The sequence below is a fragment of the Dolichospermum sp. UHCC 0352 genome (genome assembly GCF_009711925.1).
GTDB lineage: Bacteria > Cyanobacteriota > Cyanobacteriia > Cyanobacteriales > Nostocaceae > Dolichospermum > Dolichospermum lemmermannii.
Window position 1 is genome coordinate 23,127 of the sequence record NZ_VIKY01000258.1, and the last position, 19,385, is coordinate 42,511.

At 38.3% G+C, this 19,385-nt stretch carries 19 protein-coding genes; 9 read left to right on the forward strand and 10 right to left on the reverse strand.

Annotation, left to right across the window (positions count from 1 at the left end):
• Window positions 1–403 precede the first annotated feature (403 nt).
• From FJR06_RS18450 to FJR06_RS18470, 5 genes are read left to right on the forward strand one after another with little or no spacing between them, the layout of a single operon-like run.
• Window positions 404–3,124 (forward strand): CHAT domain-containing protein, encoded by a 2,721-nt coding sequence (locus FJR06_RS18450; protein WP_168651995.1) that lies wholly within the window; start codon window positions 404–406, stop codon window positions 3,122–3,124.
• A gap of 10 nt (window positions 3,125–3,134) precedes the next feature.
• Complete coding sequence (locus FJR06_RS18455) at window positions 3,135–3,500, forward strand: hypothetical protein (protein WP_168651996.1); 366 nt, start codon at window positions 3,135–3,137, stop codon at window positions 3,498–3,500.
• 8 nt (window positions 3,501–3,508) lie between these two features.
• Window positions 3,509–4,888, forward strand: coding sequence for a hypothetical protein (locus FJR06_RS18460; RefSeq protein ID WP_168651997.1), 1,380 nt, complete (start codon window positions 3,509–3,511; stop codon window positions 4,886–4,888).
• 44 nt (window positions 4,889–4,932) lie between these two features.
• Entirely contained in the window at window positions 4,933–5,187 is a 255-nt protein-coding gene (locus tag FJR06_RS18465) for a hypothetical protein (RefSeq protein ID WP_148761238.1), read from the forward strand.
• Window positions 5,188–5,191: 4 nt separating this feature from the next.
• Complete coding sequence (locus tag FJR06_RS18470; protein ID WP_168651998.1) at window positions 5,192–5,587, forward strand: type II toxin-antitoxin system VapC family toxin; 396 nt, start codon at window positions 5,192–5,194, stop codon at window positions 5,585–5,587.
• An 83-nt stretch (window positions 5,588–5,670) separates the two neighbouring features.
• On the opposite strand, the gene FJR06_RS18475 is transcribed toward FJR06_RS18470, so the two are convergent.
• From FJR06_RS18475 to FJR06_RS18500, 6 genes are all read right to left on the reverse strand, one after another.
• Window positions 5,671–6,876 (reverse strand): aspartate aminotransferase, encoded by a 1,206-nt coding sequence (locus FJR06_RS18475; protein WP_168651999.1) that lies wholly within the window; start codon window positions 6,874–6,876, stop codon window positions 5,671–5,673.
• Entirely contained in the window at window positions 6,873–8,051 is a 1,179-nt protein-coding gene (locus tag FJR06_RS18480; RefSeq protein ID WP_168652000.1) for an iron-containing alcohol dehydrogenase family protein, read from the reverse strand. Before FJR06_RS18480 ends, FJR06_RS18475 begins: the two co-directional genes overlap by 4 nt.
• A 164-nt stretch (window positions 8,052–8,215) precedes the next feature.
• Window positions 8,216–8,740, reverse strand: coding sequence for a Ycf51 family protein (locus tag FJR06_RS18485; RefSeq protein ID WP_015083104.1), 525 nt, complete (start codon window positions 8,738–8,740; stop codon window positions 8,216–8,218).
• A 124-nt stretch (window positions 8,741–8,864) separates the two neighbouring features.
• Window positions 8,865–9,947, reverse strand: a complete 1,083-nt coding sequence (gene psbA, locus FJR06_RS18490) for a photosystem II q(b) protein (protein WP_015083105.1) — start codon at window positions 9,945–9,947, stop codon at window positions 8,865–8,867.
• A 173-nt stretch (window positions 9,948–10,120) separates the two neighbouring features.
• Window positions 10,121–11,620, reverse strand: a complete 1,500-nt coding sequence (locus tag FJR06_RS18495; protein WP_168652001.1) for an MBOAT family protein — start codon at window positions 11,618–11,620, stop codon at window positions 10,121–10,123.
• A 75-nt stretch (window positions 11,621–11,695) separates the two neighbouring features.
• Entirely contained in the window at window positions 11,696–14,722 is a 3,027-nt protein-coding gene (locus FJR06_RS18500; RefSeq protein ID WP_168652002.1) for a DUF1574 family protein, read from the reverse strand.
• Between the two features lie 408 nt (window positions 14,723–15,130).
• Between FJR06_RS18500 and FJR06_RS18505 the strand changes: the two genes are divergently transcribed.
• Window positions 15,131–15,403 carry a hypothetical protein gene (locus FJR06_RS18505; RefSeq protein ID WP_015083108.1) on the forward strand — a complete coding sequence of 91 codons (273 nt, stop codon included), beginning with the start codon at window positions 15,131–15,133 and terminating at the stop codon, window positions 15,401–15,403.
• A 26-nt stretch (window positions 15,404–15,429) separates the two neighbouring features.
• On the opposite strand, the gene FJR06_RS18510 is transcribed toward FJR06_RS18505, so the two are convergent.
• Both FJR06_RS18510 and FJR06_RS18515 read right to left on the reverse strand, forming a co-directional pair.
• Complete coding sequence (locus FJR06_RS18510) at window positions 15,430–15,597, reverse strand: hypothetical protein (protein ID WP_168652003.1); 168 nt, start codon at window positions 15,595–15,597, stop codon at window positions 15,430–15,432.
• 5 nt (window positions 15,598–15,602) lie between these two features.
• Window positions 15,603–16,490, reverse strand: coding sequence for a M23 family metallopeptidase (locus tag FJR06_RS18515; protein ID WP_015083109.1), 888 nt, complete (start codon window positions 16,488–16,490; stop codon window positions 15,603–15,605).
• A gap of 257 nt (window positions 16,491–16,747) precedes the next feature.
• Here FJR06_RS18515 and FJR06_RS18520 point away from each other — a divergent pair, with 257 nt between their 5' ends.
• A complete protein-coding gene (locus FJR06_RS18520; protein WP_015083110.1) occupies window positions 16,748–17,950 on the forward strand; it encodes an HhoA/HhoB/HtrA family serine endopeptidase in 1,203 nt (400 codons plus the stop codon).
• Window positions 17,928–18,128, forward strand: coding sequence for a hypothetical protein (locus FJR06_RS18525; RefSeq protein ID WP_041458566.1), 201 nt, complete (start codon window positions 17,928–17,930; stop codon window positions 18,126–18,128). Before FJR06_RS18520 ends, FJR06_RS18525 begins: the two co-directional genes overlap by 23 nt.
• Before the next feature lie 10 nt (window positions 18,129–18,138).
• On the opposite strand, the gene FJR06_RS18530 is transcribed toward FJR06_RS18525, so the two are convergent.
• Window positions 18,139–18,483: a DUF760 domain-containing protein gene (locus tag FJR06_RS18530; RefSeq protein WP_041458567.1), complete on the reverse strand. Its 345-nt coding sequence runs from the start codon at window positions 18,481–18,483 to the stop codon at window positions 18,139–18,141.
• A 117-nt stretch (window positions 18,484–18,600) separates the two neighbouring features.
• Window positions 18,601–19,152 (reverse strand): SMC-Scp complex subunit ScpB, encoded by a 552-nt coding sequence (gene scpB / locus FJR06_RS18535; RefSeq protein ID WP_015083111.1) that lies wholly within the window; start codon window positions 19,150–19,152, stop codon window positions 18,601–18,603.
• Between scpB and FJR06_RS24510 the strand changes: the two genes are divergently transcribed.
• Window positions 19,145–19,300: a hypothetical protein gene (locus tag FJR06_RS24510; protein ID WP_235082109.1), complete on the forward strand. Its 156-nt coding sequence runs from the start codon at window positions 19,145–19,147 to the stop codon at window positions 19,298–19,300. The genes scpB and FJR06_RS24510 overlap by 8 nt on opposite strands.
• The last annotated feature ends 85 nt before the right edge of the window (window positions 19,301–19,385 follow it).

The following is a 19,385-nucleotide window of genomic DNA, read 5'->3' on the forward strand; positions in this document are numbered from 1 at the left end:
CTACCCAAATAATCATAGTTGGCGCTTACTATTCGCGCACCTTGGATCATTTTACCTTGGATAATTAATTGTCTGAATCAGGATGTCCAGGATTTAAGGATTAACAGGATAGGGATTTTGTAGGGTGCGTCAGATATTGAAAATCTATTCATTATCACTAAATAATCGCATCTGACGCACCGGCTGATGATTTTTTGTCAGAATCAGGATGTTCAGGATTTAAGGATTTTCAGGATAATTAATTGTCTGAATCAGGATTTCCAGGATTTGAGGATTTTTAGGATAATTAATTGTCTGAATCAGGATATCCAGGATTTGAGGATTTTCAGGATAATATTGTCCGAAATATGGGAAAATACTATTGAAGCATCATCTAAATGCTACCCCAACCCAGCCCTAATTTATGGATGAACAGCGTCTCCAGGCATATCAACAGCTAATTCAACAACTGCTAAGTTGCCCAGATGGGGAAAAAGCGGCAATATTACAAGCTAATACGGAATTACTCGATGCTGACTTTTTACAAATGGTGGTAGAGGTAGCAGAGAATTTTACCCAAAAAGGAGAGGAAAATAATGCTAATCGCTTGATGGCTTTAGGATCTGAACCGAGCGAAGCCTTAGATATATCCCTACATGAAAATATCCCAAAACCAGAAACGCTGGTTAATGAAGCAGATATTGATACCTATTTACAATTTCTATTAGAAGTATTACAGGATCACGCAAAGAAAATACTAGCAGAAGCAGAAACAGAGAAAGCAGAGTCTATCGTTATAAAGATTGTTAATTTTAGTAATCTAATTCAGGAGTTCCCATTAGGTAAGAAAGCCAGCAACATGATGGAAATTGCCATAACTGGTTATGAAATAGCTTTAACTATTTTTACACGCGTTGACTTTCCCGAAGATTGGGCAGCGACGCAAAATAATCTGGGAAATGCTTATAGTCAAAGAATCAGGGGGGATAAAACCAAAAATATTGAACAAGCGATCACTGCTTTCTCTGCTGCACTAGAAGTATACACACACCCTGATTCTCTCAATTTTCCCCAAGATTGGGCAATGACACAAAATAATCTGGGGAATGCTTACAGAGATAGAATTAAAGGTGATCCATCTGAGAATTTAGAAATTGCCATCAAAGCTTACACTGCTGCACTGCAAATCTACAGACGCAATCATTGTCTCCCTGATTGGGCAATGACGCAAAATAATCTAGGTATTGCTTACACAGACAGAAAGAAGGGTAATCCATCTGAAAATTTAGAAATTGCGATCGAAGCTTATACGAGGGCTTTGGAAGTCAGAACCCTCGATGATTTTCCCCGGGATTGGGCAACCACGCAAAATAATTTGGGGATTGCTTATAAAAAAAGAATCAAGGGCGTTCCATCGGATAATTTAGAAAGTGCGATCAAAGCTTATACGAAGGCTTTAGAAGTAAGAACCCGTACCAATTTTCCTCAAGATCATGCTGAAACTTTGTTGAATTTGGGTATTGCTTACCAAAAATTACAACAGTTTGATTTAGCTTACTCTACCTTTGTTATTGCTATTGCCACTGTTGAAGATTTACGCGGTGAAATTATTTCTGGAGAAGACAGTAAACGTAAGCAAGCAGAAAAATATAACCAGTTATATAGACGCATAGTGCAAGTTTGTTTAGCATTGGGTAAAGAAACAGAAGCTATTGAATATGCTGAACGCAGTAAAACCCGCAATTTAGTAGAAGAAATTATTAACCGTGACTTAAAAACTATTTTCCCTCCAAATGTTGTCACCCAACTAGAACAACTGCGAGATGAAATAGCTAGTGGACAGAATTTACTGCAAACTGGTAAAGCTGAAAATACCACATTTTCATGGCAACATCTTCAGAAATTAAGACAACAACGGCAACAATTACAAGATACATATTTACCCATTGGTTCTAGTTTTAATTTCGCGTCATTAGAAAAAATAGTTGATGATAATACGGCAATTATTGAATGGTATATTACATTTGATAAAATTATCGCTTTTGTGATTCAACCAGGAGGTAAAGAAATCAAAATTTGGGAATCTTCATCAGAAGATAGAGAAGCTTTAAGAGATTGGATTAATGAATATCTGACTGACTACTATAATCAAAAAGACCAATGGCAAAATCAATTAGAAGAAAGTCTGCAAAATTTAGCAGTAATCCTGCACATTGAAGAAATTTTAGAAAAAATACCGCCTCAATGTGAAAAATTAATTTTGATTCCCCATCAATTCTTACACCTGTTACCTCTCCATGCTTTACCCGTTAGAAATTCATATTTAATGGATTTATTTCCTCAAGGTGTGGGTTATGCACCAAGTTTACAAGTATTACAACAGGTTCAACTGCGTCAACGTCCTAATTTTCAATCTCTATTTGCTATCCAAAACCCCACAGAAAACCTTGTTGGTGCAGATTTAGAAATAGAAAGTATTAAACAATATTTTTCACCTCAAAAAATAACAGTATTGCGCGGAAAAGAAGCTGATAGAAATGCTTTAGATTCAAGAATAGCAAATTTAGCAGAAGCAAATTGTCTTCACTTCTCTTGTCATGGTTCTTTTAACCTGGAAACCCCTGCTGATTCTTGTCTGCTTTTAAATGGTGTTGATGTTGATGAAGAAATTGATCTAAATAAATGCTTAACTTTAGGTGATTTATTCAATAAAGAATTTAATCTCAATCAATGCCGTTTAGTTGTCCTTTCTGCCTGTGAAACAGGTTTGATTGATTTCAATAATGTCAGCGATGAATATATTGGTTTACCCAGTGGATTTCTTTATGCAGGAAGTTCAAGCGTAGTTAGTAGCCTTTGGAAAGTTGATGATGTTTCCACCGCATTTTTGATGATTCACTTCTATCAAAATCTCCATGCTGCTTTTATTTCTGAAAAAGATGTATCAGTCGCATCTGTCCTTAATAAATCTCAACATTGGCTACGGAATGCAACCAAAGAAAATATGAAAAAGTTTGTGAGTACGTTAACATTAGATAGCACGTGGAATGATGAGATACTTGATTGGTTTGATAAAATAGAGACGGAATACAAGCCATTTGAGTCTCTTTTTCATTGGGCTGCCTTTATTGCTGTGGGTAATTAGGAGTATCTTTATGTCAATACATGAAACAAAAGTAAATAATTTCATTCATTTGTTAAAAACTCAGGCTTCCTTGTTTTCACTAGAAGATAGAGAGGAAATTAGTCAATTGATTGCATCTGAAGCTGATGAAGTAAAAGCACTTTCTAATGCTATTTCTAAATGGCTGGAAGAACATACTAGTATAAATGATGCTTTGAGAAAATTGAAAAGTGAATCGCCCGAAAGTAGAGCGCCAGGAAGCACAAAACCTAATCCAAAAATTCCTAAATATGAAACTGATAAAAAAGCATTATATAATGCTATTCACCAAAGTTCATCAGATGAAAAACCTGATGATAAATTAGAGGGTAATGTGTCTGGTTCGGGGGGAAAATAGATTAGATCATGCAACAGCAATTACCGAAATTACCGATAAATAAAGTAGCAAATCCTAAACTCACGCTTTACGCTTTTCATCTGCGCTATAATTTATCTCAAGGCATGAAAACCCCAGTTAAAAATGCTGATTATTTATGGTTGAAGTGTCAAGAATTAGGTAAAAAACTCAGCATTCCTAAATTGGAAACTTTACCAGCTTTCATCGAAAAGCAGAATCATTTATCTACTAATATCACCGGAATTTTACCTTTTACTGCAATTGAACATAAACCACGTCTCCATTTAAGAGGAGAAATTAATAGACGACAAATTCATGATACCTATGCTCTAGATTTAACTTTCCGCTACTCTGAACCAGAAGTACAAATTAATGATTTAGCAGGACTAAATCCTGAACAATATCTGCTTCCTAAAAATATCAATTCTTCCTTGGGACAAACTTTAGTCCTTTTTGCTAAACCAATAGGAAACATTCCAAATGAGCAAGCTTTTGCTGATGCTTGTCTCACGAGTTTACTTTCAGATACAGAAGTCAAAAAACTGCAAATTTATTGTCAGTCTCAGGGTAAGTTATTAGGTAGCTCCATTTTTGAATATAACAACAATGCTGATTCTCCTAAAGAACAGTGCCATATTTTGATTTGGTTAAATACTAATACTGAAACTACAACACTAGAGGAAAAAGGAGATTATTATTACCCGTTAATTGATATTCTCAATTGTCGTAGTAAAATCATTTATGCTCGGTCACAAGCAATTTGGTGTAATCAACAAGCTAGAGAAGATTTCAGCAAGTTAGAAAATAAATTGATGGCATTTAATAAGGCTAAAAATCTCCCCATTAATAATAAGTTGCAGCAGTTTAATCAATGGTTAAATGAAATACCAGAAATATCTTTTAACTACAGTCGTTATTTACGAGATTTACAAATTCATAAAAATACAATTCAAGCTAATAGTAAAAACTTGGCTGTATATCTGGATAAAATAAAAGCCATATCTCTACATCAAGACAATTTAGAATTTTTATCTACTTTTTTAGAACGAGCAGAAACTACCTTTATTGAACAAATAGATGTGGATTTAGGCTATTTGATACCAGCGCAAAATCTTTTCGAGCAGATGATCAGCACAATTCGCGGTATAGTGGAAATAGAACAAGCTAAAAGCGATCGCTCTTTAGAAACAACAGTACAAATATTAGGAATCGGTTTTGGTGGTGGTGCGATAGTTTCGGGTATTATAGTTCAACACATTGATAAAATTAACCTACCTTCATTACCAAAAAATCCCTTTTTAGCATCTTTAGTTTTAAGCATTATTGCTACTATAGTATGTACTCTTCTAGCTATGTTGGGTATATGGATAAAAAAGCGGAAATTGTAGGTTACAATGAATCATAACTTAGATATTTAATGAAGGAATAAATCATGAAAATACAAGGAATTATCAAAGGTAACACTATAGAATTATTAGATCAAATATTAGACAAAATTCTTCTACCTGATGGAGTAAAAATTTCTATAGAAATACCAGATAACTTAATAATTAAACAACCAAAATGGCAAGAATTAGAAGCTGTTATTGGTCTATGGAAAGATGATACAGAAATTGATGAAATTTTTGATATTATTAATCAGGAACGTCATCAAGATTTAGGACGTGAAATTAATTTAGATAGTTAAAATTATGTACTTGCTAGATACTAATATTTGTATTGCGATACTTAAAGCTAATGAAAATGTTGTATCACAGTTTCATGAAAAACATCAATCTTGCTATCTTTCTAGTTTAGTTTTAGCAGAATTGTACAAAGGAGTTTATTGTTCAACTAAAGTCGAACGTAATTTAGATAATTTAAAGAAGTTTGCTAATCTATTACCGATGATAGATTTTGATGAAAAAGCCGCAATTGAATTTGGAAAAATTCAAAATGAACTTAGAAAAATTGGAAAACCAACTGGACAATTAGATGCTTTAATTGCTGCTGTTGCTATTTCTCAGAATTACATTTTAGTAACTGATAATACTCGTGATTTTGAAAATATTACTAATCTGATCTTAGAAAACTGGTTAAAATCATAAAAATTCCTGATTATCATAAATTTAAACAGATTTGAGGTGATTGGTAATTGGTTATTTCCCCCTATCCCATATCACCTTAATGATCACGCAGAAACAGAAACTTCCGACTGATAGCAAATCCCCGCTTCCTTGAATCTTTGTAAAGCTTCACCCAAGCGATCGCAATCTGCAATTAAACTAATTCTCACATAGCCTTCACCACCCACACCAAAGGCATTTCCAGGAGTCAAAACCACCCCAGTTTGCTGTAAAACATTCAAAGCAAAATCTGTAGAATTCATTCCCACCGGACATTTTATCCACAAATACATAGTTGCTTCCGTTTTGGGAATATTCCACCCTAACTTACCCAAACCATCTATTAAAAAATCTCGACGAACGCGGTAACGTTGTTGCACTTCATGTAAATAAGAATCAGGAAGTTGCAAAGCTGTTTCTGCTGCTGTTTGTAAAGCCGAAAAAATGCCATAATCTAAATTGGTTTTCAGAGTCCGCAAACCTTGGATAACGTGACGATTTCCGACAACAAAACCAACGCGCCAACCTGCCATATTATAGGTTTTAGAGAGAGTGTGAAACTCGACACCAATCTCCTTAGCACCAGGAATTTCTAACAAGCTAGTGGGTTGATAACCATCAAAAGCTAATTCTGCATAACATAAATCATGGACTAAAAGGATTTCATACTTCCGTGCAAAGGCCACAATTTCCTCAAAAAATTCGCGGGGGGCTGTGGCTGCGGTAGGATTACTGGGATAATTGAAATAGAGAATTTTCGCTTTTCTAGCCACTTCCTCAGGAATAGCCGCTAAATCAATTAACCAATTATTTTCTTCCTTGAGAATTAAATTATGGATAACTCCCCCAGCAATAATCGGTCCACGAAAATGCACAGGGTAAGATGGTGAAGGTACTAATACAGTATCACCAGGATTAATATAGGCGATCGCTAAATGCCCCAAACCTTCCTTAGAACCGAGTAAGGGTAAAGCCTCACTATCAGGATCAAGGGTAACACCATAACGGCGATTATACCATTGAGTAATCGCCTTACGGAAACTAGCCGTTCCTTCAAATGGAGGATAACCGTGATTAGCGGGATTTTGCAAAGCTGCAATTGCGGCTTCTATCACTGGTTGGGGAGTAGGTCCATCAGGATTACCCATACCCAAATCAATCAAATCTAACCCTTGTTCTCTAGCCTTAGCCTTTAATTCGTCCAAACGGGCAAACACATAAGGCGGCAATTTTTGTATCCGTTCTGCGGGAGAAATCCAACTCAAAATCATTCCTTCACCTCGTCACTTATTCCCCTGGTGGAAACACGATTAATATCTATTGGTGCAGTGGTAGAAACCATTGCGGCCATCAATTGTTCCAACGCTACATTAAACGGTAGACGGTGGATATCAGAATTAGGTTCTAAACTAATTTCCGCTGCTGTTTGTAACTCACCCAGAGTAATATTACCTAATCCCAAATCTGCTAATTTTTGGGGTAGTCCAATCTCTGCATAGAACTTCAACAATTGTTGTCTTGCTGACGCTGCTAATTGATTTCCTTGGATCATTTCTTCTAACCGCAGTTGTACCAGGATACCATAAGCGACCTTTTCCCCATGAATGCTCCCATGTCCAGAAATATGAGTTAAGCCATTATGAACTGCATGGGCAGCGACTGTGCGACATTGCGCCCCACCAAGTCCCCCAATTACTCCAGCTAGGAGTACAGTTGCGTCCACAACTTCTTGCCAAACTTCCCCACCCGGAAACTGTAACGCAGCAGCAGACTTTTGCAATAAAATATCGCGTAAAACTCGCGCTTGTTGAACCGCAGCAATAATTAAAGTTTGTTGCAAATGCCCACTACTCACTGATGCTTCATACCATTTAGCGATCGCATCCCCAATTCCTGCTATTAATGTGCTTGAAGGTGCAGTCTGAACTAAATTATAATCCAAAATCAGCAAATCAGGACAGCGAGATAAAGCCACATCATATAAAAACGCCCCAGTTTCTGAATAGACATTAGAAAGAGCAGTCCAAGCCGCACAGGTAGCCCCAGAAGTGGGAATTGTCACAATTGGTAATGTCAATTGGTGGGCGACTAATTTAGCCGTATCCAGGGCTTTACCACCACCAATCCCGATAATCAGATCAGCTTTATGTTCTTTAGCGGCTTTGCGTAAGGCTTTCAAACTAGCTTCACAACAATCAGCACCATAGGAAACTGACAAAGGATGTAATTCTGGAGATTGGCAAAGAGATTGTAAACTCTCTTGACTCAGATTGAGAGTCTGATTTCCAGCAATAATTAAGGGACGAGTTCCCAAATTAGCAACTTCACCCGCAACGGTTGACAACACACCCGCACCGCGAATTACTTTCCCAGGGGCAACAGAAAGGCTGAAAAATGAACTAGAGGTTTGAGTGGACAAAGTTTCAGTAGAATGTTGATTAGGCATGATCGTTATTTTGCCAAAACTATTGATATTTCTTAATCAAATTTTAAAATAATCTTTATTGTATGATAGATGACCAAAAAATGTGCAAACAAGAAAGAAGCAGGGGGCAGGGGGAAGAGGAGAATATTTTTCTTCCCAATTACCCATTCCCAATTACCAATTACCTATAAAGCAGTGGGTTTTGGTAATGAAGCAAATTTATCTAAATAAACTTCTACCGCCATTTCTGGGTCTTCACGACTGACCAAAGTGCGATTTACTTGACCCAAGTACAGCGGTACAGATAACCCTATTTCTGGGTGGATAATAGTGCGAGCGCGAACTATCATTTCCTTACTACCACCAGTACCTAAGCGACCATAGGAATAAAGGTTACTAGCTGCTTGACGTAAAGTTGCTTCTAATTCTGTGGGAGTAATTTCTGGTGCGACGGCAATTACTGTTTGGTTAGAACCGTTATCATAAACTAGGCTGTACTTGACAGCACCAGGAATAATTGTGCGACTCAGGGGAACGAGGGAAAGTGAAAATAATCCCCCTGTCAGTACCAGCATAAAGCCAGTTGCACCCACCAGTCGAAAGCGAAAGCCCCATTTAAGAATGAAAGCTAAGATTGTCAGGACTGCAAATACTATTGTCGCAATACCTGACCATTGGGTATATTGGAGAAAATTAGCGGTACTGGGCATAAGGTTTTAATTACGGATATTACCATCTTACCTATCAGCAACACCAGATTTTTACACAAAACAAAAACACCCCCCATTTCTGGAGGGTGATTCTGTAATTAAGCTATTAACAAAGCTTTAATTATTAACCATTGATTGCAGGAGCGCTCATTGCAACAGGAGCAACATCACTAGCAGCCAAGTCTAGGGGGAAGTTGTGAGCGTTACGCTCGTGCATTACTTCCATACCTAAGTTAGCGCGGTTGATTACGTCAGCCCAAGTAGCGATAACGCGACCTTGAGAATCAATGACGGATTGGTTGAAGTTGAAACCGTTCAAGTTGAACGCCATTGTGCTGACGCCCAAAGCGGTGAACCAAATACCAAATACTGGCCATGCAGCTAGTAAGAAGTGTAATTGACGGCTGTTGTTGAAAGAAGCGTATTGGAAAATCAAACGACCGAAGTAGCCGTGGGCTGCAACGATGTTGTAGGTTTCTTCTTCTTGACCGAACTTGTAACCGTAGTTTTGAGATTCGGTTTCAGTTGTTTCCTTAACCAAGGAAGAAGTTACCAAAGAACCGTGCATTGCAGAGAACAAAGAACCACCGAATACACCAGCTACACCCAACATATGGAAGGGGTGCATCAAGATGTTGTGTTCAGCTTGGAACACGATCATGAAGTTGAATGTTCCAGAGATACCCAAAGGCATACCATCGGAGAATGAACCTTGACCAATTGGGTAGATCAAGAATACTGCGGTAGCTGCTGCTAAAGGTGCAGAGAAAGCTACACAGATCCAAGGACGCATACCCAAACGGTAAGAAAGTTCCCACTCACGGCCTAAGTAGCAAGCTGCACCGATTAAGAAGTGGAATACTACCAATTGGTAAGGACCACCGTTGTACAACCACTCATCTAAGGAAGCTGCTTCCCAGATTGGGTAGAAGTGCAAACCAATAGCGTTAGAGGAAGGAACAACTGCACCAGAGATGATGTTGTTTCCGTAGATCAAAGAACCTGCAACTGGCTCACGGATACCGTCAATGTCAACGGGAGGCGCAGCGATGAAAGCGATGATGAAGCAGGTAGTAGCGGCTAACAGGGTAGGGATCATTAATACACCAAACCAACCGATATAAATCCGATTGTCGGTGCTGGTGATCCACTCGCAGAAGCGATCCCATACGTTAGCGGTTGAGCGCTGTTGTAAGGTTGTGGTCATTTTATAATTGCTTTATTTTCTTATGATGTTGGTAGGTGGTTTTGCCTACCTGTATACAACATTAGAGGATAAGTTTAAATTTGTAAAGATAATTAGAATTAGTATTAGTTATATCAGTTATATGTTTTCCTAATGTAATGAGGTTTACAGAAATTGCAGCCGCAAATTCACTCCTAAAAATCAAAGTATATATAAGGTAAACTGCCTTCAGGCGCTAGTAACCAAACCGCATAAAAGCATAAGGGGACAAAAACAATTTTAATTGGCCAGCTAAACTCTAATTTCATTTCTCTTTTAAAAGCATAAGAAATACTCATCAGCAAAGCTATGCCGAGCAGCAAATAAGAAATTTGATATTGACTCATATTTAGAGCTTCTATATAGACCTTTGCGGAAAATTGTTGATCACCCCCATGACCCCAAAGGTGTTGAATAACTAAAGCAGAGTCTTGGAGGTTGGGGAGACGAAACCAAATCCAAGATGTAAAAACCATGATTTGTGTCAAAAACCAAGCAAAAATTATTCCTAGCGGGTTTTGCCAAAAAGATTTAAGAATTGTCAAGCGATCGCTTAATACACTAATGAGACGATGCCCAACTAAAGCGACACCATGCAATACACCCCAAATAATAAAACCCCAAGCTGAACCGTGCCAGATACCAGCTATTAGCATTACTATTAATAAATTTCCGCAGGTACGCATTAATCCACGTCGAGAACCACCTAAAGGAAAATAAAGATAATTACGCAACCAATCACCCAATGTGATGTGCCAGCGTCGCCAAAAATCGGCAATACTGGTACTGAAATAGGGAAAATCAAAATTTTCCGGTAAAACTAAACCAAATAGTAAAGCACTACCACGAGCAATATCAACATAACCATTAAAATCTAAATATAGTTGCAAGCCATAAGCAAAGGTAGCTAACCACAAATCTGTACTACCTGCTCTTTGTAAGTTACCAAAGCATAAATCCACAAATATACCCAAATTATCAGCGAAAATACCTTTTTTAACCGCACCTCTAGCAATTAACCACAGTCCTTCAGCAACTCTATCAATGCTGGGAAATCTTAGGGTATCAAATTGAATTGCTAAATTATGGTAACGAGTAATTGGCCCAGAAATTAGTTTGGCAAAAAATAATTTATATGTGGCAAATTGGATAAATTTAGTAGTAGCAGTAGCGCCACGATAAACATCTATTAAATAAGCAATACATTCAAATGTAAAGAAAGAAATTCCTAAAGGTGCAACTAACTTAATTAATGATTCTGGTGAATTTGTCGGCTGATTAAAAACTAAAGTTAGGAAATAATTTATGTATTTAGAACCTAAAAGAATAAAAACATTAAAACCTATACCAATCGACAATACTTTGAGACGACGTTGATTCCAGTCAGCTTGGGTAAATTGCCGTTCTTCGTTAGATAAATTCCAGTTTTGAGAATGCTTTCCTGGTGAAGTATTGCTGCCAATTTCTAAACCTAGGCGGAAGTTAATAAAAGTTAGTGCTAAAAGTAATGGTAAATATTGAATGTGCAAAGATGCGTAGAAAACAAGGCTGGCTATTAGCAGTATCCATAATCTTATATTTGCTAAATTAACAGTCCAGTAGATTCCTAAAACACTCAACAAAAACAGCCCGTAAAAAATTGATATAAATTTCATTTTTGATTAATTTATGATTTTGAATTTGTGATTGGGAAGAAAGAAGATAAGTATTTTTTTCTCTTCCCTATTTAATCACTTTGTTGGCCAGCTAATCATTGGATCTATAGCCAGTTTTTTTGATACTTCATAAGCACCATAGCGATTGAGGTGACTAGGATCTGAAAAGTAATCATTTGCTTTTGGCCATAGCTGACTTAAATCACGATATATAAATTGAGGATGATTGGTAAAGCTTAATAAATACTCTTGAAACTGTTGTTCATATTTTGTGCGTACAGGATCTAAATAATCTGAAGTAAGGGGCATATTGACAAAGATAAGGGAGATATTATTATTTTTGGTAAACTCTAACATAGAATGGAATGCCTGATCTTGTTTACCTGCTAATTGGAAAGATTTATAATCGTTGTCGTAATCTCCAGAAACTTTGGGGTGTTTTTGATAATATGTGCTGGGATTAAAGCGAATAGATAAAGGTAAGAATCCATCAAAATCAACTCCGGGGAGAGAAAAATTATTGTCTATTTCAGAATCATGGGTGAGATTAATTTTTGATTTAATCGGGGGATTTTGATAGCTAAAAGGTAGATATTGAAGTTGTTTTTGGAGAAGAATTTTAATTTGATCACGGTTTTTATAACTAGCAGATAAATTAGCTACAGACTGATTTAACGAATCGTTAGCGACTTGATAGATACTAATATCTTCTATCTTAGGTTTACTACTAATTTTTTCTTTTCCATCTTCTGCGTTATGAGGAACTTCATTATTTTTGACTGTTGTTTTGGCTTTTTGTAATATTTCCTTGTATCCTGGTGAGGTTTCAATTGCCTTGAAAGTAATATCTTCTCTGCCATTATTAAAGGCGCGAGAACCATCTGCCCATAAAATCACCTTTGGCAATTCTTCAGGTTTTAAAACCTGACGGATAAGAACATCAACAACTTGGGCTGTTGCTCCATTAATACCAAAGTTAAATATATCAATATTGCTATAATTTTGGGTGACTAAAGCTTTAGAAAGGGCAACAGGATCAACTCCTCTAAGGGCGCGAGAAGAACCAATAATCAACACATCTGGTGGGCGTTTTTTGGTGTTTAAACGATGTTTATAGAGGGCTAATTGTTCATCTAATTGCCTAGCATTAAAACTGGGCATTTGTGATCTAGCTGCTAATAAAATCGCTGTAGCTTTTTCTTTTAATGGTGCGGCTGGTAAATTTTCTGATTGAGAACCATTTTCATTGATAAATTCAGAAGCATTAAAAGCAGCTTGATTATTATTAGGTAATTCGGTTGTTCCTGATTGATTGAAAAATGATGTTTTCTGATTATTTGGTAATGGTAAAGATGCTTGGGCTTGTGAGGATAAGGGCGAAATAGTATTATTAGTAGCTTTTGGTGAATTCTTAATAGTATGGGCGACAACATAGCCTAACATGAAATCACTTTGTAATGCGAGAAGTAATCCTAATGCCAGCCAAATCATTCCACTTCTAATTCCTTGATTATCGGGATTTTCATCTATTTCTTGATTAGATGATGTAAATAGTTGACTGTTTAAAAGTAAATTTCTGATGATTTCATTGGTATTTGTTAACCAATTTTTTGTTTTTTCTTTGATAAAACTTTGTACTTTTGTATTTGTTAAATCGGGACGCAAAATTTCTTCACCGTTTTCACCGATTATCAGGGAATTTACATATTCTGATGTAGCAGCAAATTCTGGTGTTGCTTCGGGGACTAATCGAGAACGTTCTTCTAGATCAACTCCATGATGCCATACGGGTTCTTTATCACCAGCACGACGACCATAAACACGGACACCTGTAATACCATGAATTTTCAGTTGGCGGATAAATTGAGTTACTTTCCGAGAAACTTGATGGCGTGTGGGACAAACGGGAGCATCACACATGATGTGTAATAAATATTCTTTGCAAACTAGTAATACCCGAATACCACCTGTTTTCAATCGCCAATCTAGGTCAGGATTAAGCAACTGCTCTAGTAAAAAAATAATTGCTGGTTGATCACCTGTACGGGCAAGTTCCCAGGTAGATGTCACTAGAGCGGGATGCTGAGATGCTGGTAAAGATACCCAGTCTATCCAAATTGGTTTTTTATCCGCTGTTTTTTGTCCGTATATGGCGGCTGAGATAATAGCTTGAGGAGCAATATTTTCTAGCAGGGGGACAATGGACTGTAGCGCGGTTTCTTTATCTGGTGCAGGGGCGGTTTCTAAGGGGTCAAAAGCTGGAGTACAAAATATGTATAAGGTAGATTCTTTGAGAGAAGTTTGTAGTGCTATTTTGAAGCCTAATAATTCCTCTGTTAATATTTTAGCGATCGCTTGCACATCTCCCCACCGCGCCCATTCTTTTAACATCAGTTCTGGAGGTGTTAAATCTACTCTTACCCGCCAATCTGGCTCGGTTTCCCCGCGAACTTGGGCTACAATGATCCCATCCTGATAACCAACAAGCTGCAAATATCTGAGCTTTTGGGCTACCGTTTTTGCCAGTAATAATGGATCGGGGCTATAGCTAGACTGACAAAATACCCACAGACGATTAACGACTATCTGAAAGTTATTTTTCGCCGGAGAGGGTTGAATTTTTACCTGTATTGCTATCCCTAAATGGCTGAGATGTTCGCTCAAATAGCGAGCAATGGCATCGGCATCTCCCTGGCGTGCCAGACTCTCATTAGAGATAATTAACGAGCCACCGGGGTTTATAGGCGTTTCTGTTTGTGATAATAGTGACTGTTCTACCTGTTCTAAATGTTGCTCTAGTTGATTCAAGTACACCCGATGACACCATTCGGGGCGGTGTTCCCCTTTTTTTCGACCATAAATTAATATCTGGTATATTGACGGTTGTTCGTCATTGGTAAGGGTATCTATATCGGTTTGCTGTAGCGCTTGCAGTAACTCCGATAAGGTTTGCCAACGTTGTGGACATTCAACGCTTTCACAGAGAATATGTAGGTCATTACCTAGCAATCGGACTTTTACCCCAAAAGTATTTATACCTGTTGCTTGGCTTACCCATTGCACTAAGGAATTTTGACGATTATCAAGTAATACTGTTTTCATGGGCGGTGGAATTTAACAGCAAGGTTGTATTGGGGAATTTCGGCTGTACTTGTCAACTAGAATCATAGAATTATCACATTTTGCCGTTTTTTTTAACAATTTTGTTACCTTTGCAGCTTGCAAAATTGACAAAGATAGTCTTATATGAAGAGTTTAGAAATCAGGAGTATGGGTGCTGCGCCAAGGAGTCAATACCTTCTGCAAGGGATAAATAAAACATTACCAACATTATGCGGTGCTATCAGACACCAAAATAGTTTTAACCTTTTTCCCCGTTTCCTGCTATATTTTTCTACTGTTAACATTGATGTAATATACCGTAGCCCGCCTGGGAATAAATTCCCAGTCTCATAGCAAAAGTCATCTGAAGATGACTAAATAAACGTCTACTAATTACTGAAAATTACAATGTCATCCGTAAACCAACAGTCATTTTCTCAATCTGGATTAAATTGCATTGCATTCACTATTTCCCCTGCTTGTCTTTTACAAGTTGGTACAGTATCTATACTGATGCTACTCATGGCTCAAAAAGCTACTGGCGAGGCATTAATCGGACTAGGTGAAGCAAGTGAAGAATTATTACGAGGCGATCGCTTACCTGTTCTCAATTTCCCAGATGATCACAAATTAGACAAGGGTCAATTCCCAAGGAGAACACCCAATACCAGCCGCAACTAACATTACACCCTTAACAGAAAATCATTCTATTTTGCGTCCCGAAGTTTTAATCGGATTGGTCCGTTGTCCGTTGTCCGTTGTCCGTTGTCATTGGGTAGTTTTATTCTTCCTTCTGACTCCTGAACTCCTGAATTCCTGAATTCCTGAATTCCTGAATTCCTGAATTCCTGATAGCGAAGCGTGGCGTTAGCCATACTCCTCACTTTAAAAACTCTTTGGGATTTTTTGCTTCCCAACCGAGGGAACCGTTAGAACGCATTTCAAAATGAAGATGAGGTTGTGTGGAGGTTGGTTGTCCGGTAGTTCCCACTGCTCCCAAAATATCGCCTTTGTTGACTGTTTGACCGAGAGTAACTTTGATGCTGTCAAGTTGGGCGTAACGGCTTTGTAAGCCACCTGCGTGGTTAATAATGACTAACTTGCCATAACTACCTTGTTCCTTGGCAAAGACGATGATTCCAGGAGCGATCGCTGTCACAGGAGTATTTACTGGTGCTAACAAATCTACGCCACTATGAAAGAAAACATCTCCTGTAATCGGGTGAATTTGCCAACCATAAACTAATGCAACATCTGTACTACTTGGCAAGGGATAACCAGTAATGTTTCCAGCCGGGGTACTAGGTGCGGTAGCAATTGTCCCAGAAGTAGCAGCAGGAGCAGTAATTACCCCTGGAAGTATCGGTAAAAAGACAAATTTAGGGGTTTTCTGACAACCATTGATTTCAAATACTGTATCTGGACGGACTTTATACTTAGATGCGATTTGTCGCCAGTTTTGATTACGAGGAACTTCGACAACAATGCCATTGAAAGGGAGAATTTGCAGTTCTGTTCCTGGATTTACGACCCCATTCTTCACGGATGGATTAATCCCAATAATTGTTTCTGGTGCTAAATTATAGCGATTAGCTATAGTTGCTAAAGTTTCACCACGATTAACTTGATGACGTTGGATACGAGCTAAAGCGGGAATCGGGCAACTTCCTGGACTAGCATTAACGCTTTGTGATTGTGGCAGTATGGATAATAAACCCAAAGTGCTAAATAAGCTCAAAAAACATAGTGAACAATAGGAAAATTTCATGCAAATAAGTCCAGAAATCGCTAATTTTTAGATTTTAGTGGGGAATTGTTAAAGATAGGATAAAGTTTTTCCTCTATCTTTCTACTACCTATTTTGAGTAAATTCATGATGAAATCCCAGAAGTAGATATGATCCCCGAATATGCTGACAAATTTCTAATATTTATATGTCAAATGATCTGTTCACTGAACGTTTGCTTGACTACACTAAAGAGATAAGCTTCCATCTGTCCTTGAGCGCCATTATTCTTAATTATTATGAAGTTATCTTTGAAACAACTGGCTGTTTATCTAGGTTTGGTGGTAATTGGCTCTGGTGGTGGTGTCTTTGCTAGTCGTTATTTTTGGACACACAATCTTTCATTTCAACAGTTAAAAAATGTGGCGGTAACTTTACCTGCTGAATCTGTTGTTCCCCAACCTGTTAATGGCATACTCAATTCTCCTGGAGGTGATAATGTCAATTTTATCGCCACTGCTGTCAGCAAAGTTGGTCCTGCGGTTGTGCGGATTAATGCAATTCGGAAAATATCAAATCCGATGACTGAAGCTTTTAAAAATCCCTTGTTTCGGCATTTTTTCCAAGAGGATGAACGACTAATGCCCTCAGAAAAAATTGAGCGCGGGACAGGTTCAGGATTTATTCTGACCGAAGATGGTAAGTTACTAACTAATGCTCATGTAGTAGCAGACACAGATACAGTTCAAGTCACCCTCAAAGATGGGCGAACTTTTGAAGGGAAGGTCGTAGGAATTGATACGGTAACAGATATAGCCGCAGTCAAAATTTCTGCCGATAAGTTGCCGATAGTCAAGTTAGGTAATTCACAAAATTTGATTCCTGGACAATGGGCGATCGCAATTGGCAATCCTTTAGGTTTAGATAATACTGTCACTATTGGCATTATCAGTGCCACAGACAGAACTAGCGCCCAAGTAGGTGTTCCTGATAAGCGCGTGAGTTTTATCCAAACAGATGCAGCAATTAACCCTGGTAATTCTGGAGGACCACTTTTAAATGCTCAAGGACAAGTTATTGGTGTGAATACCGCTATCCGTGCTGATGCTCAAGGACTTGGTTTTGCTATCCCCATTGAAACCGCTTTCCGTGTAGCCAATGAACTATTTACCAAAGGAGAAGTTGCTCACCCATTTTTAGGAATTGAGATGATAGATATTTCCACAACTACAAAACAGCGACTGAAAGAGGAAGATCAACTAAACATTCAGCCAGATGTGGGAATTGTCATTAGAAAAGTTCTGGAAAAATCACCAGCGCAGACAGGAGGATTACTTCCTGGTGATGTGATTCAAAAGATTAACGGCAAACAAATAAAAATTTCTGCCCAAGTCCAGAAGATAGTTGAATCAAGTACCGTTGGGGACATTCTCGCAATAGAAGTCAACCGCAATGGTAAAACTCAAATCTTTAAAGTCCGTGCCGGAAATTATCCCCAATAGTAGGGAGCAGGGAGTGGGGGGAGTGGGGGAAGTGGGGGAAGCAGGGGAGGTAGGGGAGGTAGGGGAAGTAGGGGAGGTAGGGGAAGTAGGGGAGGTAGGGGAAGTAGCGGAAGTAGGGGAGGTAGGGGAAGTAGGGGGAGAATTGTTCTTTGTTCTTCCTGATCTTCTGACTCGGTGACTCCTGATTCCTATTGATTGGATAAATGTTCCAATTGCATCCTCTGTTCCATTTGGCGGAGAAAATAACCTGTCATCATTGCCGATGCTAGTATTCCCGCTAGATTGTCCCGGTCTGTTGTAATTTGGACATTGAAATGTTCTGTCGGTATCACTCCCACTAGTCCTTGGACATTCTGGGAAATGATTTGTTTAATTTCAGGGCTGACAGCTTGGGCGACACGGGCTAAAACTTCGGGGGATTGATGCTGTAAATATTTAAGTAATTGATTTGGGTTTTCCCCAAAGCGATCATTCAGAAGTTGATTAGGGTGTTGCTCAGAGTCGTCTTGTAAAAAGTCAGGATCAAACACCATTGGCGATTTATATTAGCGTAACTGCTAATTCTACTCTAAACCATATTCATAGAGTAGCGCATTTTCTACAGGGAAAAGGGAAAAGGAAACTTTCTAACAGGGAATAGTTTTTTAATTTTAACTTGTTTCCTCCTCTGCCTCCAATCCTGCCAACTCCAGTTCTAGTTGTTGTTCTTTCTCTGGAATTGCCAAAATTTGGGGCAGTTGTTCGATTTGAAAATACTGATGAAATTTTGGGGTTATTTGCAGAGCAAAGGAGCGAGAATCACTCTCTCGGCGTTTGCGAACAAAACCAGATTCTACTAATTCTTGAACGTGCTGATAAGCTCCTGAACCCCGTAAATTAATCAATTCGCTTTGTAATATGGGATTATGGAGGGCGATCGCTGCTAATGTCCGTAAAGCCCCCACACCAAATTCTACTGGTATTATAGCTTGCACTAAATCATGGAATTCCGAACGCAGTTGTAAACTATAACCATGTTCAGTTTCTACGACTTCTAAAGCTGTATCTCGACGGGAATAATTCTCAATTAGTTCGATAATTCCTTCTTCTGCTGTGAAGCGATCACACTTCGCATATTCAGCAATTTCACTTAGAGATAAGGGTTTACCCTTTAAATAAAGAATTGCTTCTATTTTGCCGACTATAGGTATATTCTTGGGCATTAATCAGTTGTTAGTTGTCAGTGGTCAGTTGTCAGTAGGGGCGAAGCATTTGGAAGATAAATTATCGATCATTGCCAAAAATAGTTCTCCAAATGCTTCGCCCGTACAGTGGTCAGTTGTTAGTAGGGGCGAAGCATTTGGAAGATAAATTATCGATTATTGCCAAAAATAGTTCTCCAAATGCTTCGCCCGTACAGTGGTCAGTTGTCAGTAGGGGCGAAGCATTTGGAAGA

Excerpts from the sequence above, each read along its gene's own strand:
- FJR06_RS18450 (WP_168651995.1), top strand. The coding sequence starts at position 404 with ATGGATGAACAGCGTCTCCAGGCATATCAACAGCTAATTCAACAACTG.
- FJR06_RS18455 (WP_168651996.1), top strand. The coding sequence starts at position 3,135 with ATGTCAATACATGAAACAAAAGTAAATAATTTCATTCATTTGTTAAAA.
- FJR06_RS18460 (WP_168651997.1), top strand. The coding sequence starts at position 3,509 with ATGCAACAGCAATTACCGAAATTACCGATAAATAAAGTAGCAAATCCT.
- FJR06_RS18465 (WP_148761238.1), top strand. The coding sequence starts at position 4,933 with ATGAAAATACAAGGAATTATCAAAGGTAACACTATAGAATTATTAGAT.
- FJR06_RS18470 (WP_168651998.1), top strand. The coding sequence starts at position 5,192 with ATGTACTTGCTAGATACTAATATTTGTATTGCGATACTTAAAGCTAAT.
- FJR06_RS18475 (WP_168651999.1), bottom strand. The coding sequence starts at position 6,876 with ATGATTTTGAGTTGGATTTCTCCCGCAGAACGGATACAAAAATTGCCG.
- FJR06_RS18480 (WP_168652000.1), bottom strand. The coding sequence starts at position 8,051 with ATGCCTAATCAACATTCTACTGAAACTTTGTCCACTCAAACCTCTAGT.
- FJR06_RS18485 (WP_015083104.1), bottom strand. The coding sequence starts at position 8,740 with ATGCCCAGTACCGCTAATTTTCTCCAATATACCCAATGGTCAGGTATT.
- psbA (WP_015083105.1), bottom strand. The coding sequence starts at position 9,947 with ATGACCACAACCTTACAACAGCGCTCAACCGCTAACGTATGGGATCGC.
- FJR06_RS18495 (WP_168652001.1), bottom strand. The coding sequence starts at position 11,620 with ATGAAATTTATATCAATTTTTTACGGGCTGTTTTTGTTGAGTGTTTTA.
- FJR06_RS18500 (WP_168652002.1), bottom strand. The coding sequence starts at position 14,722 with ATGAAAACAGTATTACTTGATAATCGTCAAAATTCCTTAGTGCAATGG.
- FJR06_RS18505 (WP_015083108.1), top strand. The coding sequence starts at position 15,131 with ATGTCATCCGTAAACCAACAGTCATTTTCTCAATCTGGATTAAATTGC.
- FJR06_RS18510 (WP_168652003.1), bottom strand. The coding sequence starts at position 15,597 with ATGGCTAACGCCACGCTTCGCTATCAGGAATTCAGGAATTCAGGAATT.
- FJR06_RS18515 (WP_015083109.1), bottom strand. The coding sequence starts at position 16,490 with ATGAAATTTTCCTATTGTTCACTATGTTTTTTGAGCTTATTTAGCACT.
- FJR06_RS18520 (WP_015083110.1), top strand. The coding sequence starts at position 16,748 with ATGAAGTTATCTTTGAAACAACTGGCTGTTTATCTAGGTTTGGTGGTA.
- FJR06_RS18530 (WP_041458567.1), bottom strand. The coding sequence starts at position 18,483 with ATGGTGTTTGATCCTGACTTTTTACAAGACGACTCTGAGCAACACCCT.
- scpB (WP_015083111.1), bottom strand. The coding sequence starts at position 19,152 with ATGCCCAAGAATATACCTATAGTCGGCAAAATAGAAGCAATTCTTTAT.